At 72.2% G+C, this 15540-nt stretch carries 18 protein-coding genes; 11 read left to right on the forward strand and 7 right to left on the reverse strand.

Translation table 11 applies throughout. The features are described from left to right. The first annotated feature begins 4 nt into the window (after positions 1 to 4). Both yihA and ABIC30_RS15540 read left to right on the forward strand, forming a co-directional pair. Entirely contained in the window at positions 5 to 658 is a 654-nt protein-coding gene (yihA, locus tag ABIC30_RS15535; RefSeq protein ID WP_056526930.1) for a ribosome biogenesis GTP-binding protein YihA/YsxC, read from the forward strand. Beyond that, the gene (locus tag ABIC30_RS15540) at positions 655 to 1038 is read left to right on the forward strand and encodes a DUF423 domain-containing protein (protein ID WP_020092497.1); all 384 of its coding nucleotides are present in this window, start codon (positions 655 to 657) and stop codon (positions 1036 to 1038) included. Before yihA ends, ABIC30_RS15540 begins: the two co-directional genes overlap by 4 nt. A 132-nt stretch (positions 1039 to 1170) precedes the next feature. On the opposite strand, the gene ABIC30_RS15545 is transcribed toward ABIC30_RS15540, so the two are convergent. After that, complete coding sequence (locus tag ABIC30_RS15545; RefSeq protein WP_354455670.1) at positions 1171 to 1845, reverse strand: metallophosphoesterase family protein; 675 nt, start codon at positions 1843 to 1845, stop codon at positions 1171 to 1173. 53 nt (positions 1846 to 1898) lie between these two features. Next, positions 1899 to 3062: a mandelate racemase/muconate lactonizing enzyme family protein gene (locus ABIC30_RS15550; protein ID WP_020092495.1), complete on the reverse strand. Its 1164-nt coding sequence runs from the start codon at positions 3060 to 3062 to the stop codon at positions 1899 to 1901. A 119-nt stretch (positions 3063 to 3181) separates the two neighbouring features. On the opposite strand from ABIC30_RS15550, the gene ABIC30_RS15555 reads away from it, so the two are divergent. After that, on the forward strand, positions 3182 to 4096 hold the full coding sequence (locus ABIC30_RS15555; RefSeq protein ID WP_354455673.1) for a LysR family transcriptional regulator: 915 nt from the start codon (positions 3182 to 3184) through the stop codon (positions 4094 to 4096). On the opposite strand, the gene ABIC30_RS15560 is transcribed toward ABIC30_RS15555, so the two are convergent. Continuing rightward, positions 4072 to 4719, reverse strand: a complete 648-nt coding sequence (locus tag ABIC30_RS15560; protein ID WP_132367238.1) for an RraA family protein — start codon at positions 4717 to 4719, stop codon at positions 4072 to 4074. The two genes, ABIC30_RS15555 and ABIC30_RS15560, sit on opposite strands and share 25 nt — an antisense overlap. 113 nt (positions 4720 to 4832) lie before the next feature. After that, a complete protein-coding gene (locus ABIC30_RS15565; protein ID WP_020092492.1) occupies positions 4833 to 5327 on the reverse strand; it encodes a pilus assembly protein N-terminal domain-containing protein in 495 nt (164 codons plus the stop codon). A gap of 298 nt (positions 5328 to 5625) precedes the next feature. On the opposite strand from ABIC30_RS15565, the gene ABIC30_RS15570 reads away from it, so the two are divergent. The 3 genes from ABIC30_RS15570 (at position 5626) to ABIC30_RS15580 (ending at position 7350) form a co-directional block, all read left to right on the forward strand. After that, positions 5626 to 5790 carry a Flp family type IVb pilin gene (locus tag ABIC30_RS15570; protein ID WP_012320434.1) on the forward strand — a complete coding sequence of 55 codons (165 nt, stop codon included), beginning with the start codon at positions 5626 to 5628 and terminating at the stop codon, positions 5788 to 5790. Between the two features lie 207 nt (positions 5791 to 5997). Continuing rightward, a complete protein-coding gene (locus ABIC30_RS15575) occupies positions 5998 to 6549 on the forward strand; it encodes an A24 family peptidase (RefSeq protein WP_165923093.1) in 552 nt (183 codons plus the stop codon). Between the two features lie 66 nt (positions 6550 to 6615). Further along, the gene (locus ABIC30_RS15580) at positions 6616 to 7350 is read left to right on the forward strand and encodes a M48 family metallopeptidase (protein ID WP_354455676.1); all 735 of its coding nucleotides are present in this window, start codon (positions 6616 to 6618) and stop codon (positions 7348 to 7350) included. A 29-nt stretch (positions 7351 to 7379) separates the two neighbouring features. On the opposite strand, the gene ABIC30_RS15585 is transcribed toward ABIC30_RS15580, so the two are convergent. Beyond that, positions 7380 to 7754, reverse strand: a complete 375-nt coding sequence (locus tag ABIC30_RS15585; protein WP_020092489.1) for a hypothetical protein — start codon at positions 7752 to 7754, stop codon at positions 7380 to 7382. Between the two features lie 186 nt (positions 7755 to 7940). Between ABIC30_RS15585 and ABIC30_RS15590 the strand changes: the two genes are divergently transcribed. The 4 genes from ABIC30_RS15590 to ABIC30_RS15605 are packed head-to-tail and all read left to right on the forward strand — an operon-like array spanning position 7941 to position 12841. Continuing rightward, positions 7941 to 8474 (forward strand): invasion associated locus B family protein, encoded by a 534-nt coding sequence (locus ABIC30_RS15590; protein ID WP_012320430.1) that lies wholly within the window; start codon positions 7941 to 7943, stop codon positions 8472 to 8474. Positions 8475 to 8497: 23 nt separating this feature from the next. Next, positions 8498 to 9175 (forward strand): hypothetical protein, encoded by a 678-nt coding sequence (locus ABIC30_RS15595; protein WP_354455678.1) that lies wholly within the window; start codon positions 8498 to 8500, stop codon positions 9173 to 9175. Further along, positions 9087 to 11210: a glycosyltransferase family 2 protein gene (locus ABIC30_RS15600; RefSeq protein ID WP_354455680.1), complete on the forward strand. Its 2124-nt coding sequence runs from the start codon at positions 9087 to 9089 to the stop codon at positions 11208 to 11210. The genes ABIC30_RS15595 and ABIC30_RS15600 overlap by 89 nt, the downstream gene beginning before the upstream one ends. Next, complete coding sequence (locus ABIC30_RS15605; RefSeq protein ID WP_020092485.1) at positions 11207 to 12841, forward strand: glycosyltransferase; 1635 nt, start codon at positions 11207 to 11209, stop codon at positions 12839 to 12841. Before ABIC30_RS15600 ends, ABIC30_RS15605 begins: the two co-directional genes overlap by 4 nt. A gap of 6 nt (positions 12842 to 12847) precedes the next feature. On the opposite strand, the gene purC is transcribed toward ABIC30_RS15605, so the two are convergent. Both purC and nth read right to left on the reverse strand, forming a co-directional pair. After that, positions 12848 to 13642, reverse strand: coding sequence for a phosphoribosylaminoimidazolesuccinocarboxamide synthase (purC, locus tag ABIC30_RS15610; RefSeq protein ID WP_010684691.1), 795 nt, complete (start codon positions 13640 to 13642; stop codon positions 12848 to 12850). 241 nt (positions 13643 to 13883) lie between these two features. Then, positions 13884 to 14564 carry an endonuclease III gene (gene nth, locus ABIC30_RS15615; protein WP_042669674.1) on the reverse strand — a complete coding sequence of 227 codons (681 nt, stop codon included), beginning with the start codon at positions 14562 to 14564 and terminating at the stop codon, positions 13884 to 13886. Positions 14565 to 14803: 239 nt separating this feature from the next. Here nth and ABIC30_RS15620 point away from each other — a divergent pair, with 239 nt between their 5' ends. Further along, complete coding sequence (locus ABIC30_RS15620; RefSeq protein ID WP_020092482.1) at positions 14804 to 15325, forward strand: DUF2244 domain-containing protein; 522 nt, start codon at positions 14804 to 14806, stop codon at positions 15323 to 15325. Positions 15326 to 15540 lie beyond the last annotated feature (215 nt).

Here is a 15540-nt window from a genome sequence, read left to right on the forward strand (position 1 = left end):
CGCCGTGAGCGAGACCAACGACGACGCGGCCGACCTCCTCGAGGCCGGCCGCCTTCTCTTCGCCGGCCCGGCCGACTTCTACGCGGCCGCCCAGATCCTCGACCGGCTGCCGCCCATGGAGGGCGTCGAGATCGCCTTCGCGGGGCGCTCGAATGTCGGCAAGTCGAGCCTGATCAACGCGCTCACCGGGCGCAACACCCTGGCGCGGACCTCGCACACGCCGGGGCGGACGCAGCAGCTCAACTTCTTCCGGATCGGCGAGCGCCTGTCGCTGGTCGACATGCCCGGCTACGGCTACGCCGCCGTCGAGAAGGCCAAGGTCGAGGCGTGGACCCGGCTGATCCACGCCTACCTCAAGGGCCGCGCCAACCTCGCCCGGGTGTTCATGCTGATCGACGCCCGGCACGGCTTCAAGTCGATCGACACCGACGTCCTCGACGGCCTCGACAAGGCCGCGGTGAGCTATCAGGTCGTGCTGACCAAAGGCGATTCCCTCAAGAAGGGCGAGGTCGCGAGCCGCATCGCCGGGATCGAGGCGGGGCTCGCCAAGCGGCCGGCCGCCTACCCGCAGGTGATCCTCACCTCGAGCCGGGACGATTCCGGCGTACCGGATCTGCGCGCGGCCATCGCCAAGCTCCTGGCGGAGCGCGGCGCGTGAGACTCGCGGGTGTCGACCGCGCGCTCGCGGCGCTCGCCGCCCTGGCCGGGCTGCTCGGCGTCGCGCTGAGCGCCGCCGCGGCGCACATCCCCGGGGCGGACTCGCTGAAGACGGCGGCGCAGTTCCTGCTGTTCCACGCCCCCGCCATCCTGGCGCTGGTCGGTCTGGGGGCCGCGGGCCTCGTCCGGGCCGGTCTCGCGCGCGTCGCGGCCGGGCTGCTGGTCGCCGGCCTGATCCTGTTCTGCGGCGACCTCTCGGTGCGCGCGTGGCTCCAGCACGCGCTCTTCCCGATGGCGGCGCCCACCGGCGGCTTCGCCCTGATGGGCGGCTGGCTCACCGGGATCCTCTGCGCGCTGGTGCCCGCGCGACGCGGGGTCTGACAGGTCCGGCCGGCGGCCCGCGGGCCAGCGTCTTCGCGAGCGGAGCGAAGCAGTCCACGCAGCGCCGGGCCGCGCGATGCGGCGCTGCCCTGGGTTGCTTCGCTCCGCTCGCAAAGACGGCGCCGCCGCGCCCTATGATGCTCTCACCTGCAGGAACTCCAGGGCCGGCCCCTGCGCGTTCGAGAAGATCCCGGCGGTGAGCGCGCCGCCGTAGACGGCCGCGGTGTCGAGGTTGGTGCGGAACCGGCGCACTTCCGGGCGCCCGCTCCGCTGCGGCGTGTGGCCGTGGACCACGTGCCGTCCGAAATCGTGGTCGCCCTCGAGGAACGGCTCGCGGATCCAGAGGCGGTCGTGCGCGTCCGAGCCGAGGGCGTCCGTGCCGGGCCGCAGGCCGGCATGCACGTACCAGTGGGCGCCGTCACCGTGCAGCGTCGGGAGCGCCTCGATCCAGTCGAGGGTGTCCCGGGGGAGGCCGGCAGGATCCCGCGCGCCGAACGAATCGAGCGTCGCCTCGCCGCCGTTGTACATCCAGTGCGCGGCCGCGCTCTCCGTCTGGAGTGCGTCGAGCAGCATCCGCTCGTGATTGCCCATCAGGCAGACGACGCGCTCGGGCTCGGCCCAGTTCAGGCGACTCACGGTGCGGAGCACCGCAGCGCTGTCCGGGCCGCGGTCGATGTAGTCCCCGAGGAAGACCAGCCGGTGGGGACGGTCGCCCGCATGGTCGGCGATCCGCTCCAGCAGCGCGTCGAGGAGGGCCGCGCAGCCGTGGACGTCGCCGATCGCGTAGGTGAGGGGGCCGGAATCCATGCGCCATCGTCCACCGCGGCGCCGCGCTCCGCAAGGCCGCGCTGAGCGATGCGCTACGCCGCGAGGGCGCGCATCTCCGCGATGAGGTCCGACTTGCCCTCGAAGCCGATGCCCGGCAGGTCCGGCATGGTGATGTGGCCGTCCTCGACCCGCACCCCGTCGGGGAAGCCGCCGTAGGGCTGGAACAGGTCCGGGTAGCTCTCGTTGCCGCCGAGGCCGAGGCCGGCCGCGATGTTGAGCGACATCTGGTGCCCGCCATGCGGGATGCAGCGGGCGGGCGACCAGCCGAACTCGGCCAGAACGTCGAGGGTGCGCAGGTACTCCACGAGCCCGTACGACAGCGCGCAGTCGAACTGCAGCCAGTCGCGGTCGGGCCGCATGTTGCCGTAGCGCAGGAGATTGCGCGCGTCCTGGTGCGAGAACAGGTTCTCGCCGGTGGCCATCGGCCCGGGATAGTAGGGCGCGAGCGCCGCCTGGAGCGCGTAGTCGAGCGGGTCGCCCGCCTCCTCGTACCAGAACAGCGGGTACTGCCGCAGAATCCGGGCGTACGCGATGGCGGTCTCGAGATCGAAGCGGCCGTTGGCGTCCACCGCGAGACGGCCCCGTCCGTCGATCTCGGCGAGCACGGCCTCGATCCGGCGCCGGTCCTCTTCGAGCGGTGCGCCGCCGATCTTCATCTTCACGACGGTGTAGCCGCGGTCGAGATAGCCGCGCATCTCGGCGCGGAGGGCGGAATCGTCCTTGCCGGGATAGTAGTAGCCGCCGGCCGCGTAGACGAAGACCCGCGGGTCGGCGGCGACGCCCTTCCGCTCGGCGAGCATCCGGAACAGTGGCTTCCCGGCGATCTTCGCCGCCGCGTCCCAGATCGCCATGTCGAGGGTGCCCACAGCCACCGAGCGCTCGCCGTGGCCGCCGGGCTTCTCGTTGCGCATCATCGCGGCCCAGACCCGGTGCGGGTCGAGGTTGTCGCCCGCATCGACGAGGAGGCTGTCCCGGTCGGCCTCCAGGATCCGGTCGCGGAAGCGCTCGCGGATCAGGCCGCCCTGACCGTAGCGGCCGTTGGAGTTGAAGCCGTAGCCGACGACCCGCCGGCCGTCGCGGACCACGTCGGTGACCACCGCGACGAGGCTCGTGGTCATCTTCGAGAAGTCGATGTAGGCGTTGCGGATCGGCGATGCGATCGGCTTGGTGACCTCGCGGACGTCGACGATGCGCATGGCTCACTCTCCCCGGTGCGTCCCGGTGCCATAGCGTCGGCGGCCCCCGGTCAGCCAATGCCGTTTCCGGAGCGCGCGATGCGCGGGCGGCATCGGCCCCGTCCTGTCGGAGAGGCGCTATGGATCTGGACTGGGTGCGGGACTTCCTCGCGCTCGCCGAGCACCGGACCTTCTCGCGGGCCGCCGAGGTCCGGCACGTGACGCAGCCGGCCTTCAGCCGACGGATCCGCGCGCTCGAGGCGTGGCTCGGGACGCCGCTGTTCCTGCGGAGCGCGCAAGGGGCGCACCTGACCGCCGCCGGAACGGGCTTCCGCCCGCACGCCGAGGAATTGATGCGGGGCCTGGACCGGGCGTGCCGCGAGGCGCGGGCCGCGGGCGCGCGCGCGGATGCGAGCCTCGCGATCGCGGCCACGCACGCGCTGTCGTTCACGTTCTTTTCCGGCTGGATCCGCCGGCACGCACCCTTCGAGACGCTGGGCGCCCTCAACCTGATCTCGGACAGCATGGCGGCCTGCGAGGCGATCCTGCTGGCCGGCGAGGTGCAACTCCTCCTGTGCCACCACCGCGCGGACCTCCCCACGCCCCTGGACGATGGCCGCTGCGAGTCGGTCCGCGTCGGCGCGGACAGCCTCGTGCCGCTCTGCGCACCGGCGTCCGAAGGGGCGCCGCTCTGGCCCCTGACCGGGGCGGTCCGCTACCTCGCCTACGGCGAGGCCTCGGGGCTCGGCCGGATCCTGGCGGCGAGCGGGGTGGCGGCCGGCCACGAGCCGGCCTTCACGTCGCACTTGGCGGCGACGCTGATGACCATGGCCCAGGAGGGCGACGGTGTCGCGTGGCTCCCGGTGACGCTCGCGGAGGCGGCGATCGCCCGCGGACAGCTCGTGCGGGCAGGCCCGGAGGAGCTGGACGTTCCGGTGGAGATCCGGCTGTTCCGGACGCGCGAGGGCCGAGGCGGTGCGGCCGATGCCCTGTGGCGGCGCCTGCAGGCGCCCGAGGGCGCCCGGCCCGATCAGGCCTTCGCCACCCGGGCGTAGCGGCCGTCGTAGCGACCGGCCCGGATCTGCTCCAGGACCTCCGCCTCGCGGGCCGCCTGCGCCCGCACGGCGTCGAGCAGGGCGGCCGCGTCGCCGGGCGGGAACGACACGACGCCGTCGGCGTCGCCGACCACCACGTCCCCCGGGCTCACCGTCCAGCCGCCGACGCAGACCGGCACGTTGATCGCGCCGGGGCCCGTCTTGAACGGCCCCCGCGGCGTCGCGTCGCGGGCGTAGCAGGGGAAGTCCGCGCCCGCGAACGCCGCCGTGTCGCGCACGGCGCCGTCGATCACGAAGCCGGCCACGCCCCGGCTCTCCGCGATGGCCTTCATGATGTCGCCCACCAGCGCGCGGCTCGTGTCGCCGGCGCCGTCGACCACGATCACGTCGCCGGGGCGGACCTCTTCCAGTGCCTGATGGATGGCCAGGTTGTCGCCGCTCCGGACGCGGACCGTGAAGGCCGTTCCCACGAGCGTCCCGCCGCGATGGAACGGGCGCAGGCCGGCCAGGACCGGCATCCGCGCCAGGCAGTCGCTGATCGTGGCCGTCGAGACATCGCGGAAGGCCGCCAGCACGGCCGGGTCGACGGCGGGCGGCGGCGGATTGCGGGTGATGGCGGACATCGGCCTCGACGTCTCCCTGGCGTCAGCGCCCCCGCGGCATCGCGGCGAATCGGCGAGGGCCGGGGGATCCTGCCCCAGGCCGCGGCCGATGTCGCGATGGAACCCCGGCCCGGTCAGTGATCTGCCGCCGGGACCGTGCCCGCGCCGCCGCCGGTCGCGAGCTTGCGACGGGCATCGGCCTGACCGCTCGTCGCACCGAAGTAGCTGGCCGAGTCGCCGAGCTGCACCGACGGCTGGCAGCCCGGCGTGCACGACAGGGATTCCCGATCGAGACCGCGCTGCACCGTGATCGTCGAGTCCCGCGACGCCTCGACCCGGATGGTCGTCTCGGCGATCATGGCGCCGCCGTTGTCGAGGGCGATCAGGTTGGTGGAGCCGAAGCTCTTGCCGGTGAGCACGAGGACGCCGTTCTTCTGCGGCGTCACCTCGGCGATGATCGGGTTCCCGACGATGACGGTCGACGTCTTCTCCGGCAGGCGGAGCACCTTGGCGTTGTCGACGAGAACGGTCACGACGGGCAGCAGATCGGGCTGGCCGGCCGCGGCCGCGGCGCCCGTCAGCAGGACGACGAGGCCGGCGCGGCCCGCGATCGACAGGGTGCGACGCATCGGGGTTCCTCAAGACGGCGGGCGGTCGAAGAGAGCCTACCCGAGGCCCGAGGCTAGCGCGGAACCCGTGAAGGAAGCGCTAAGCAAGACCAAGTCGCGGCACTGTGCCGTATCGGTGAAACCCAACCTTCACCAAACTCGCAGCGAGACAGCCTTTTAGGTCGGTGCGGGATCGATTTAACCGATTTTCAAGGCGTAATCGGCAGTCTGTGCAGGCCGCCGATCGAGACCTGAAAATTCTTCATCGGGCATCGCGCAAGTTTTATCTCGCTCTGTGTTGATCGAAGGATCACCCTCTATGAAGACCCTGTTCACGCGTTTTGCTTCGGACGAGTCCGGCGCCACCGCGATCGAGTACGGCATGATCGCGGCCCTCATCGCCGTGGCCATCATCACCGCCCTGAAGACGGTCGGCACCAGCCTGACCAGCAAGTTCAGCCAGATCTCCGGCAACCTGAACTGATCGAGACCCGTCCGATCTGCGGCAGGTTCGAGACATCCCGCTTCTCCTCGCAACCCGGAGAGAGGCGGGGGTTCCCGGCCTGCCGGGATCGCCGTTGTTCGCGGCGGCGCTCGCCGCCCGGCACATCCGAGGTCCGGACCGGCCGGCACTCCGCCGGGGCGGACCGTATTGTGTGACGCGACAGGCTGCGACGAGATGGGCGCCGAGATGGTCGGTTCAGCGACGGCAAGCCTGGGACTGGCGGGTCTGGGCCCGGCCGGTTTCGGTCTCCTGATCCTGTTTCCCTTCCTGATGGCCTACGCGGCCGCCAGCGACCTGCTCACCATGCTGATCCCGAACCGGATCTCCCTCGCCCTCGTGGCCGGGTTCGCGCTGCTGGCCCTGACGAGCTCGATGAGCTGGACCGAGGTCGGCTTCCACTGCGCCGCCGGTGCGGTCGTCCTGCTCGTCACGTTCACGCTGTTCGCCTTCGGCGTCATCGGCGGCGGCGACGCGAAGCTCGCGGCCGCCACGGCCCTGTGGCTCGGCTTCGACGGCCTCGGCGACTACCTCCTTGTGGCCTCGGTGTTCGGCGGCGCCCTGACCCTGGCGATCCTGTTCGCGCGGACGCACCCGCTGCCCGGCCGGATCGCGCGCATGCCGTTCGCCCTGCACCTGCACGACGCCAAGACCGGGATCCCGTACGGGATCGCGCTGGCCGCCGCCGCGCTCCTCGTCCTCCCCGAGACCGACGTCTGGACCCGGGCCCTCGCCAGCTGAGGCCGCCGCGGCGATTCAGAGACGCGGGATCTGGAGCCCCGGGCCCGGCCCAGCTAGAAGTCGCGCATGCCCCTCGCGCTGCTGCGTCGCCCCGATCCCGATCATCTTGAGGTCCAGCACGAGGGGGCCAGCCTCCGCATCGCCCTCCGTCGGCGGCCGACCGCGCGCCGCATCACGCTCCGCGTGTCGGCCGCCACCGGCGAGGCCGTGATCACCCTGCCGAGCCGCACCGCCATCAACACGGCGCAGCGCTTCGCGGCGAGCCACGCGGAGTGGATCGCCGCGCGCCTGGCGCGCGTGCCGACCCGCGTGCTCTTCGAGCTCGGAGCCAGCCTGCCGCTCCGCGGTGAGCCCCACCGGATCAGCCAGCGCGGCACCCGGAGCGGTCCCGTCCGCATCGAGCCCGTCGAGGGGGAGGCGGTGCTGTCGGTGTCGTGCGACGCCGCCCACGTGGCGCGCCGGGTCCGCGACTTCCTGGCCCGCGAGGCCAAGCGCGACCTGACCGAAGCGATCGAGCGCTACGCGGCGCGGCTCGGGCAGCGGCCAGTCCGGGTCACGCTGCGCGATACCCGCAGTCGCTGGGGATCCTGCACGGCCCGCGGCGAGCTGAACTTCTCGTGGCGCCTGATCCTCGCGCCGCCGATGGTGCTCGACTATCTGGTCGCCCACGAGATGGCGCATCTGCGCGAGATGAACCACTCTCCGCGCTTCTGGGCGCTGGTGCAGGCGCTCTGCCCGAACACCGACGCTGCCGAAGCGTGGCTCAAGCGCCACGGCACCGGCCTGCATCGCTACGGCTGAGCCGACCTCAGACCCGCATCAGCCCCGCCTCAGCCCTTGACGCGGAGCACCCGCTGGCGCGCCACGGCATCCGCCGGCCAGCTCGGGCGGGGATCGACCTGCCCGGGGCTGAGGGTGCGCGGCGCGACGCTGTCGCAGATCTCCCGCTGGCGGATGATCACCGGGTTGCCGAACTCGTCCCGGCGGCGGACCAGGCCGCCGTCCCTGCAGTAGCCGGCGATGGCCGCCTGACCGTTGCGGCGGCCGTACGGGTTCGCCGCCACGGGCGGATGCTCGATCACCAGCGTGTCCGAGTGGTTCAGCGAGCGTTCGATGTAGGTAGTCTCTCCGACCGGCAGGGACTGGGCTCCCGCCTGCGCGAGGGTGGCCACCAAGCAGGCGGCCGAGAGAGTGAGCGGGCGCATCACGGCGTCAAAATCCGGCGCTGGAGGAGTGTTCGAACACAATCTAGGCCGCTGAAACCGTTACGGGTAGCGCCGACGCGCAACACCGCGCCCGCATCGCTTGACAGCGCGGGGCGGACCATGGTCGGAACACGCCCGATTGTACGGCTCCCGCCGGTCCTCGGCCGGAGCGTTCCGAAGGGATCGGTGGTGCCGCTTCACGCGAGGCTCGTTCGTTTCCGGCGCGCCGCGCTGCCGGTTCTCCTCGCCCTCGTCGCGGCGGCACTGGCGCCCGCCGGGCCGGCCGCGGCTCAGGGCATGGTGCGCAAGACCTTCGACGATTGGCAGCTGCGCTGCGAGACGCCGGCCGGCGCGAAGGCCGAGCAGTGTGCCCTCGTCCAGTATCTCGCCGCCGAGGACAGACCCAATCTGACCCTCGTGGTCATCGTCCTCAAGACCGCCGACAATCGCGGTTACCTGCTGCGGGTGGTGGCGCCGCTGGGCGTTCTCCTGCCTTCCGGACTCGGCCTGAAGATCGACCAGACGGATATCGGCCGCGCCGGCTTCGTCCGCTGCCTCACCACCGGGTGCGTGGCCGAGGTCGTGATGGATGACGGGCTGATCCGCCAGTTCAAGAACGGCACGCAGGCCACCTTCATCGTGTTCCAGACGCCCGAGGAGGGCGTCGGCATCCCGCTGTCGATGAAGGGCTTCGCGGCCGGGTTCGACAGCCTGAAATGACGGTGCGGTTCGGGAGCCGTGCGATGATCGGACATCGGAACAGGAGCCTCACGCGGTCCCCGGACATGGCCCGGCGCCGGACCGTCGCTCTCCGGCTCGGCGGCTTTGTGCTCGCCGCGTCGCTCGCCGCCCCGGCCCCGGGCCGGGCCGAGGAGGGCAACATCTTCTCCAACCTGTTCAAGTACGGCGGCACGACGGTCCCGCCGTCGCAACCCGAAGCCCTCGACCCGGCCTATTGCCCGACGGTCGAGGTCGCCGAGGGCGGGGCCGCCTCGCGCACGCTCGCGGGCGACACGGTGCGCACCCAGTTCTCCCTCGGCCGTCTCGCCCGCGAATGCACGCGGCGTCAGGACGGCTCGATCACCGTCAAGGTGGGCGCCGAGATCAACGTCCTGCTCGGGCCGGCGGGCGCGCCGGGCCGGTTCGATGTGCCGGTGACGTTCCAGATCCGCCACGACGGCAAGACCGTCTCGAGCCGCACCGAGCGGGCCGGCGTGATCGTCGGGCCCGGAGAGGCGCAGGGCTTCGCCACGGTCGTGGCCGACGAGCTGCAGGTTCCGGCCGCCATGACGGCCGATTACGACATCGCGGTGGGTGTCGGGACCGGCAAGGGTGCGGGCGGCAAGACCGCCGCGAAACCGCGCCGCCGCAAACCGGCTGTCGCCGCGGCGCCACCCGGCGGAGGCGACGCTGCCCAGTGACGCCGCGGCGCGCCTCGGCGATCCGACCCCGCTGATTGCCCGGACCGGCCGCGACAGGCTCTGGCTCGGCCGGAAGACCCGGTTCCGGCTGGAATCCACGGACGATCCCGTCTTCGATCGCCGCCTCGTGCTCCCGGACCATCCCGCCGGCTGGATCGTGCTGAGCTATGCCGGCGATCCGACGAATGCGCCCCGGCGCCCGATCCTCCGCGTCCTGCGAGGGCCTGACGAGACGGTCCAGGACTTCCTCCTGCCGGGAGCCGCGCAGGGGCTCGCCCACTGGCTCGGGCTGATCCCCTCCGATACCCGGGAGATCCGTCTCTCTGCCGGTGCGGACTTCGCCCTCGAGCGGGTCGGCGCCCGGCGCGAGGTCGAGGTGCTCGCGCAGTGCCTCCTGCGCAGGCCCTGGCGCTGTGTCTCCGCCCTCTACGAGCGCGCCCGCGGCTCGGAACGGCGCTACCGCGACATCCTGCGCGGCGCCTGCGCGGTGACCCCGATGGCCCGGTTCCCGGCCTGGGCCGCCGCCCGGACCCGGCCCGCCCGCGTCGCGCCCTCCGCCCTGCGGATCCGCTGCGTCGTTCTCGCGCGAGCCGAGGACGCGGCGCCGCTGTCGGCCACGCGCGACGCGCTGAACGCGCAGACGCACCGCCCCGACTCGATCCAGGTCGCGTGGGCGGGGACGCCGCCCGCATCGGTCGACGGGCCGCTGTCGCATCGAACCTGGGATGCGGCTTCCGGCTTCGACGAACTTTCCGGCAAGGCGGACGCCCTGTGCCTGCTGCGCCCCGGCGACGTCCCGGAGCCGGAGGCCCTGGCGCTGCTGGCCCAGGCCCTGTCGGGAGCGGACATCGCCTACGGCGACGCGGTCGGCCCCGACGGTCGCCCGCAATTGAAGCCGGACTGGAGCCCGGACCTCGCCCTGGCGACCGGCTATCCCGGGTTTCCCCTGCTCCTGTCGCGGGCGTGGCTGGCCGCGGCCATGGCGCGCCCGGTCGGCCCGATGGCCGCGCTCGCGCCGGCCATCGCGATCGCGGCGATGAGCACCGCCGCGCGGGTGGCGCATGTCCCGCGGATCCTCGCCCGCACCGCCGGAGACGGTCTCGACCCGTCGGCCCGGGCCGCGGCCCTGGACGCGCACCGGTCCGGACAGCCGCTGTTCCGCGCCGGGATCCACGACGGTGCCGTTCGCCTCGCGTGGCCCCTGCCGGATCCGGTGCCGCTGGTGAGCGTCGTCATCCCGTCGCGCGACCGCCTCGACCTGATCACCCGCGTCTGCCGCGGGGTGCTCCACGAGACAGCCTACGCGGCGATCGAGCTGATCATCGTCGACAACGGCTCCACCGATCCAGCGGTGCTCGACCACTACGCGACCCTGCGCGGCGATCCGCGCGTCCGGATCCTCATGGACCCGCAGCCCTTCAACTTCGCCGCGATGGTCAACGCCGGCGTCGCCGCGGCGTCCGGGACGATCGTCGTCCTGCTGAACAACGACGTCGCCGTGCTGGAGCCGAGCTGGCTCGAGGCCATGGTCCGGCAGGCGTACCGACCGGAGGTCGGCGCCGTCGGGGCGAAGCTTCTCTACGGCGACGGCACGCTGCAGCATGCCGGCGTCGTCGTCGGACTCGGCGGCCGGGCCGGCCACATCCTGCGCCGCCGGCCCGGTGACACGCCCGGCCATCTCGGCCAGCTGCGGGTGGCGCACGAGGTCTCGGCGGTGACGGCCGCCTGCCTCGCCGTCGCGCGGGAGAAGTATCTGGCGGTGGGCGGCTTCGACGCCGAGGCATTCCCGGTCGACTTCAACGACGTCGATTTCTGCCTCCGCCTCGGCGCCGCCGGCTGGAAGACGGTCTGGACGCCGGCCGCGACGCTGGCCCATCTCGAATCCGTCAGCCGCGGTCCGTCCGTCGGGGCCAAGCGCGCCCGCTTCGAGCAGGAGGCCGCCCGCTTCTCCGAGCGCTGGCGGGCCGCGATCCGGCACGATCCGTTCTACCACCCCGCCCTGTCGGTCACGACGTTCGGCGAGGACCTGGAATGACGTCGCGGTCGGACGGTGCATCGGACGGCGCGTCGGGCCACGATGCCGCGACCTATCTCGGACCGTCGCGCCGCTCCTGGCGCGCGCTGGTGGGCGCGACGCGCCAGCTCCTCGCGCATCCCCGGGCGGCGGCCGCGATCCTGCGCGCGCGCGTGACGGGTAAGCGCCTGCGCGCCCGGCAGGCGCTCGCCGCCCTGATCGGGATCGACCATCGGCTCGCCCTGCCGCCCGGGATCCTCGACCGCTTCCCCTCCGCGCCGGCCGGTCCAAGAGACGCGATCCGCCTGATCGGCGACGGGGTCCTCGTCGCCGGTGCGCCCGGCCGGATCGCCGCCGCGTTCGCGCGCGAGCCCGACCTGCAGGCGCTGTACGGCGACGCCTTGGTGCAGGAGAGACCCGGCGGCGCGGTGCTGCCGCTTCTGCCGCCGGTCTTCGACGCCGACCGGCTCGCGGCCCTCGATTATCTCGGACCCGTGCTGGCCTGCCGACGCGGCGCCCTCGAGCCCGGCGACGATCCCGGCAGTCCCGCCGAGGCCGCATTCCGCATCGCGGAGCGCTTCGGTCCCGGCGCCATCGGCCACCTGCCGGAGATCCTGTCGGTCCGGCGCGGCGCCTCGACCGCGACGCGGGGCGGCGAAACCGGGCGCGTCCCCCACCACGCGCTGGTGCGCGATCACCTCGACCGGACAGGGCGGGAGGGCGTTGGCGTGGCCGTCGGGCTCGACGGTCTCGTGCAGGTCGAGCATCCCCTGCCGGACGAGCGGCCCTTGGCGAGCCTCATCGTGCCGACCCGCGATCGCCTGGATCTCCTGCGCCCCTGCCTCGAGAGCCTCCGAGGCTGCACCGACTGGCCGTCGACCGAGATCATCGTCTGCGACAACGACAGTCGCGAGCCCGAGACGCTGGCCTACCTGCGGGCGCTGGAGGGGGAGGGGAGGGGGCACGTCGTGCCCTGGCCCGGGCCGTTCAACTTCGCCGCGATGAACAACGCCGCCGCGGCCCGCGCCCGCGGCAGGCTGCTGGTCTTCGTCAACAATGACGTCGAGGCCTTCCGGCCCGACTGGCTGTCCCGCATGGCCCGGGAGGCCCTCCGTCCCGACGTGGGGGCGGTCGGTGCCAAGCTCCTCGACGGCGAGGGCCGGATCCAACACGGCGGCATCGTGCTCGGCACCGGCGGCCTCGTCACCCACGGGCACCGGCACTTTCCCGGCGATGCCCCCGGCTACCTCGGGGCCCTGCGCGTCACCCACACGGTGTCGGCGGTGACCGCCGCGTGCCTGGCCGTCGAGGCGGCGAAGTTCCGCGCGGTCGGCGGCTTCGACGAGGCGGTCTTCGCGGTCGACTTCAACGACGTCGATCTCTGCCTGCGCCTGAACGCGGCCGGCTACCGCACGCTCCTGGTCCCCGGGGCGGTCCTCCATCACCGCGAGGCGGCGAGCCGCCGCTGGACCCGAGAGGCCCGGGCCCGCCACGTGCGCGAGATCGCGGCGCTGAGAACGCGATGGGGGTCGCTGCTGGTGCAGGACCCCCATTATCACCCGGGCTTCGACCCGGAACTCTCGACCCACGCGCGGCTGCGCGCGGGGTTTCCCGAGGCCGGACCGGCGCCCCTGCGCCGGCCGGGCGCCTGACCGGGCCTACTGCACGAGACGCGGGCCGCCGCCCTGGACCTTCTCGTTCTCCGACATGATGCCGAGCCGCTTGGCGACCTCGGTATAGGCCTCGATCAGGCCGCCGAGATCCTTGCGGAACCGGTCCTTGTCGAGCTTGTCGGAGGACTTGATGTCCCACAGCCGGCAGGAATCCGGGGAGATCTCGTCGGCGACCACGATCCGCATCATGTCGCCCTCCCAGAGACGGCCGGTCTCCATCTTGAAGTCGACCAGCCGGATGCCGACGCCGAGGAAGAGACCCGACAGGAAATCGTTGACGCGGATCGCCAGCGCCATGATGTCGTCGATCTCCTGGGGCGTCGCCCAGCCGAAGGCGGTGATGTGCTCCTCGGAGACCATCGGATCGTTCAGCGCGTCGTTCTTGTAGTAGAACTCGATGATCGAGCGCGGCAGCTGCGTGCCTTCCTCCAGGCCGAGGCGCGTCGCCAGCGACCCGGCCGCGACGTTGCGCACCACGACCTCGAGGGGGATGATCTCGACTTCGCGGATCAGCTGCTCGCGCATGTTCAACCGGCGGATGAAGTGCGTCGGCACGCCGATGTCGTTGAGGTGCTGGAAGACGAACTCCGAGATCCGGTTGTTCAGCACACCCTTGCCGTCGATGACCTCGTGCTTCTTCGCGTTGAAGGCCGTCGCGTCATCCTTGAAGTGCTGGATGAGCGTGCCGGGCTCCGGCCCCTCGTAGAGGACCTTCGCCTTGCCCTCGTAGATGCGACGGCGGCGATTCATAGGCGTGTACCGTGGTTTGAGGAAGTCCATGGGCCGAGGCTCCTGATGCGCGACGATGGGGAGGAATCCGCGGCGCGGCGACCGGACGCGAGGTCGGGCCGCCGGACGGCCTCTGCCCGAGGGCCCCGGCGACCGGCCGCCAAACTAGCGGAAGCGGGCTTCCAGCACAACGCGTTAGCCCGCAGGGCGGGATTGCGGAGGCCGGTCGGGACGTGCCCGGGACGACCTCCGCGACCCGTCGCGCGCGCGTCTCGCCGTCGTCGTGCGGTCGTCAATCGATCGTCTTGGACGGGTAGCGGCAGAGGTCGGCGATGAGGCAGCGTGGGCATTCGGGCTTGCGCGCCTTGCAGGTGTAGCGTCCGTGGAGAATCAGCCAGTGATGAGCGTGGAGTCGGTAGGCATCCGGCACGATCGCCTCGAGCCCGGCCTGGACCTTGTCGGTCGTCGCGCCGACGAAGAGCGGGATCCGGTTCGAGACCCTGAAGATGTGGGTGTCGACGGCGATCCGCGGAACCCCGAAGGCGATGTTGAGCACCACGCTCGCGGTCTTGGCACCGACCCCGGGCAGGACCTGCAGGGCCTCCAGGCTCGCCGGGACCGCGCCGCCGTGCGTTTCCACGAGGATGCGCGAGAGGGCGACGACGTTCTTCGCCTTGGTGTTGAACAGCCCGATCGTGCGCACGAAGTCGCGGACCCGGTCCTCGCCGAGCGCCAGCATCTTCTCGGGCGTGTCGGCGACCGCGAAGAGCGGGCCGGTGGCGAGGTTGACGCCGCGGTCGGTCGCCTGGGCCGACAGCACCACGGCGACGAGGAGCGTGAACGGATTGACGTAGTGGAGCTCGCCCTTGGGCTCCGGCTCCGCCGCATGGAAGCGGCGGAAGATCTCGGCGAGGGCCGCCGCGTCAACGGCCTCGGGAGCCGTATCCACCTGCGCGGTGACGGCCGGCTCGATCGGACCCCCGAGCCGCGCGGAGACGGCGCTCTCTGATGCTCCTTTGGACGCCCGCCCGGACGCCTTCTTAGACGCTCCCTCGGCCTTGCTCCCGGACCTGCCCTTGCCCCGCCGCGTCGGGGCTGTCCCGGATACCGTCTCGGACGCGATCTCGGCCGGTCCCGCGGCGGCGCGACCGGCGCGATCCGTCACGGGCGGGGGAGTCTTTCTGGCGGGCATCGGCGCGTTATATGGATCGCATGGCGAGCGGCAATCCTTCCGTCCACCCGTACGGGCTCGATCCGGACACGATCGACCGGCCCGTCTTCACCGCGACGATCCGGCCGCACCAGTCGTTGAGCCGGCGCGGCTTCCGGGTGGTCATGACCGGCTGCTGCGCGGTCTCGGTCGCCGTGTCGGTCTGGGCGTGGCGCATGGGCTTCTGGCCCGTGGCCGGCTTCTTCGGCCTCGACATGCTGGCGATCTACGCGGCGCTGAAGGTGAGCTTCCGGCGCGGACGCTCCTTCGAGGAGGTGATGATCTCGCAGATCGAGATCCTGCTCGCCCGGGTCAGCCACCGCGGTGAGCGGCGGGAGTGGCGGTTCAATCCGCTCTGGACCAAGCTCGAGACGGTCGAGGACGACGAGTACGGCCTCCAGCGCCTGACCCTGGTCTCGCGCCGGCAGCAGGCGCTGGTCGCGCGCGACGCCGGGCCGGACGAGCGGGCGCGGGTAGCCCAGGGGCTCAGCGCGGCGCTCGCGCAGGTGAAGAAGGGGTACTGACCGGATCCCGGACCTCTCTGGCCTCCTGAGAGGGCAGGGAGGCGCCGCGGCAGCGATCGCCCGGGCCGTGCGAAAGAACAGCCCGGAGATGGAACAGGGCTGTTGACGGGCAAATTCGAGGGCTCTATACCCCGGCTCATCGGCGCCGGCCGCGGAAGTGGACCGGGCGCTGAGCCATCTTCTGACAAGCGGGCGGGCTGGCCGGCGGGATTGCC

This window comes from Methylobacterium sp. 1030 (assembly GCF_040544715.1).
Taxonomy (GTDB): Bacteria; Pseudomonadota; Alphaproteobacteria; order Rhizobiales; family Beijerinckiaceae; genus Methylobacterium.

What these genes read in the sequence shown, in the direction of transcription:
- ABIC30_RS15545 (WP_354455670.1), bottom strand. Translation starts at nt 1,845, where the DNA reads ATGGATTCCGGCCCCCTCACCTACGCGATCGGCGACGTCCACGGCTGC.
- ABIC30_RS15550 (WP_020092495.1), bottom strand. Translation starts at nt 3,062, where the DNA reads ATGCGCATCGTCGACGTCCGCGAGGTCACCAAGCCGATCGCATCGCCG.
- ABIC30_RS15555 (WP_354455673.1), top strand. Translation starts at nt 3,182, where the DNA reads ATGGATCTGGACTGGGTGCGGGACTTCCTCGCGCTCGCCGAGCACCGG.
- ABIC30_RS15560 (WP_132367238.1), bottom strand. Translation starts at nt 4,719, where the DNA reads ATGTCCGCCATCACCCGCAATCCGCCGCCGCCCGCCGTCGACCCGGCC.
- ABIC30_RS15565 (WP_020092492.1), bottom strand. Translation starts at nt 5,327, where the DNA reads ATGCGTCGCACCCTGTCGATCGCGGGCCGCGCCGGCCTCGTCGTCCTG.
- ABIC30_RS15570 (WP_012320434.1), top strand. Translation starts at nt 5,626, where the DNA reads ATGAAGACCCTGTTCACGCGTTTTGCTTCGGACGAGTCCGGCGCCACC.
- ABIC30_RS15575 (WP_165923093.1), top strand. Translation starts at nt 5,998, where the DNA reads ATGGTCGGTTCAGCGACGGCAAGCCTGGGACTGGCGGGTCTGGGCCCG.
- ABIC30_RS15580 (WP_354455676.1), top strand. Translation starts at nt 6,616, where the DNA reads ATGCCCCTCGCGCTGCTGCGTCGCCCCGATCCCGATCATCTTGAGGTC.
- ABIC30_RS15585 (WP_020092489.1), bottom strand. Translation starts at nt 7,754, where the DNA reads ATGCGCCCGCTCACTCTCTCGGCCGCCTGCTTGGTGGCCACCCTCGCG.
- ABIC30_RS15595 (WP_354455678.1), top strand. Translation starts at nt 8,498, where the DNA reads ATGATCGGACATCGGAACAGGAGCCTCACGCGGTCCCCGGACATGGCC.
- ABIC30_RS15605 (WP_020092485.1), top strand. Translation starts at nt 11,207, where the DNA reads ATGACGTCGCGGTCGGACGGTGCATCGGACGGCGCGTCGGGCCACGAT.
- purC (WP_010684691.1), bottom strand. Translation starts at nt 13,642, where the DNA reads ATGGACTTCCTCAAACCACGGTACACGCCTATGAATCGCCGCCGTCGC.
- ABIC30_RS15620 (WP_020092482.1), top strand. Translation starts at nt 14,804, where the DNA reads ATGGCGAGCGGCAATCCTTCCGTCCACCCGTACGGGCTCGATCCGGAC.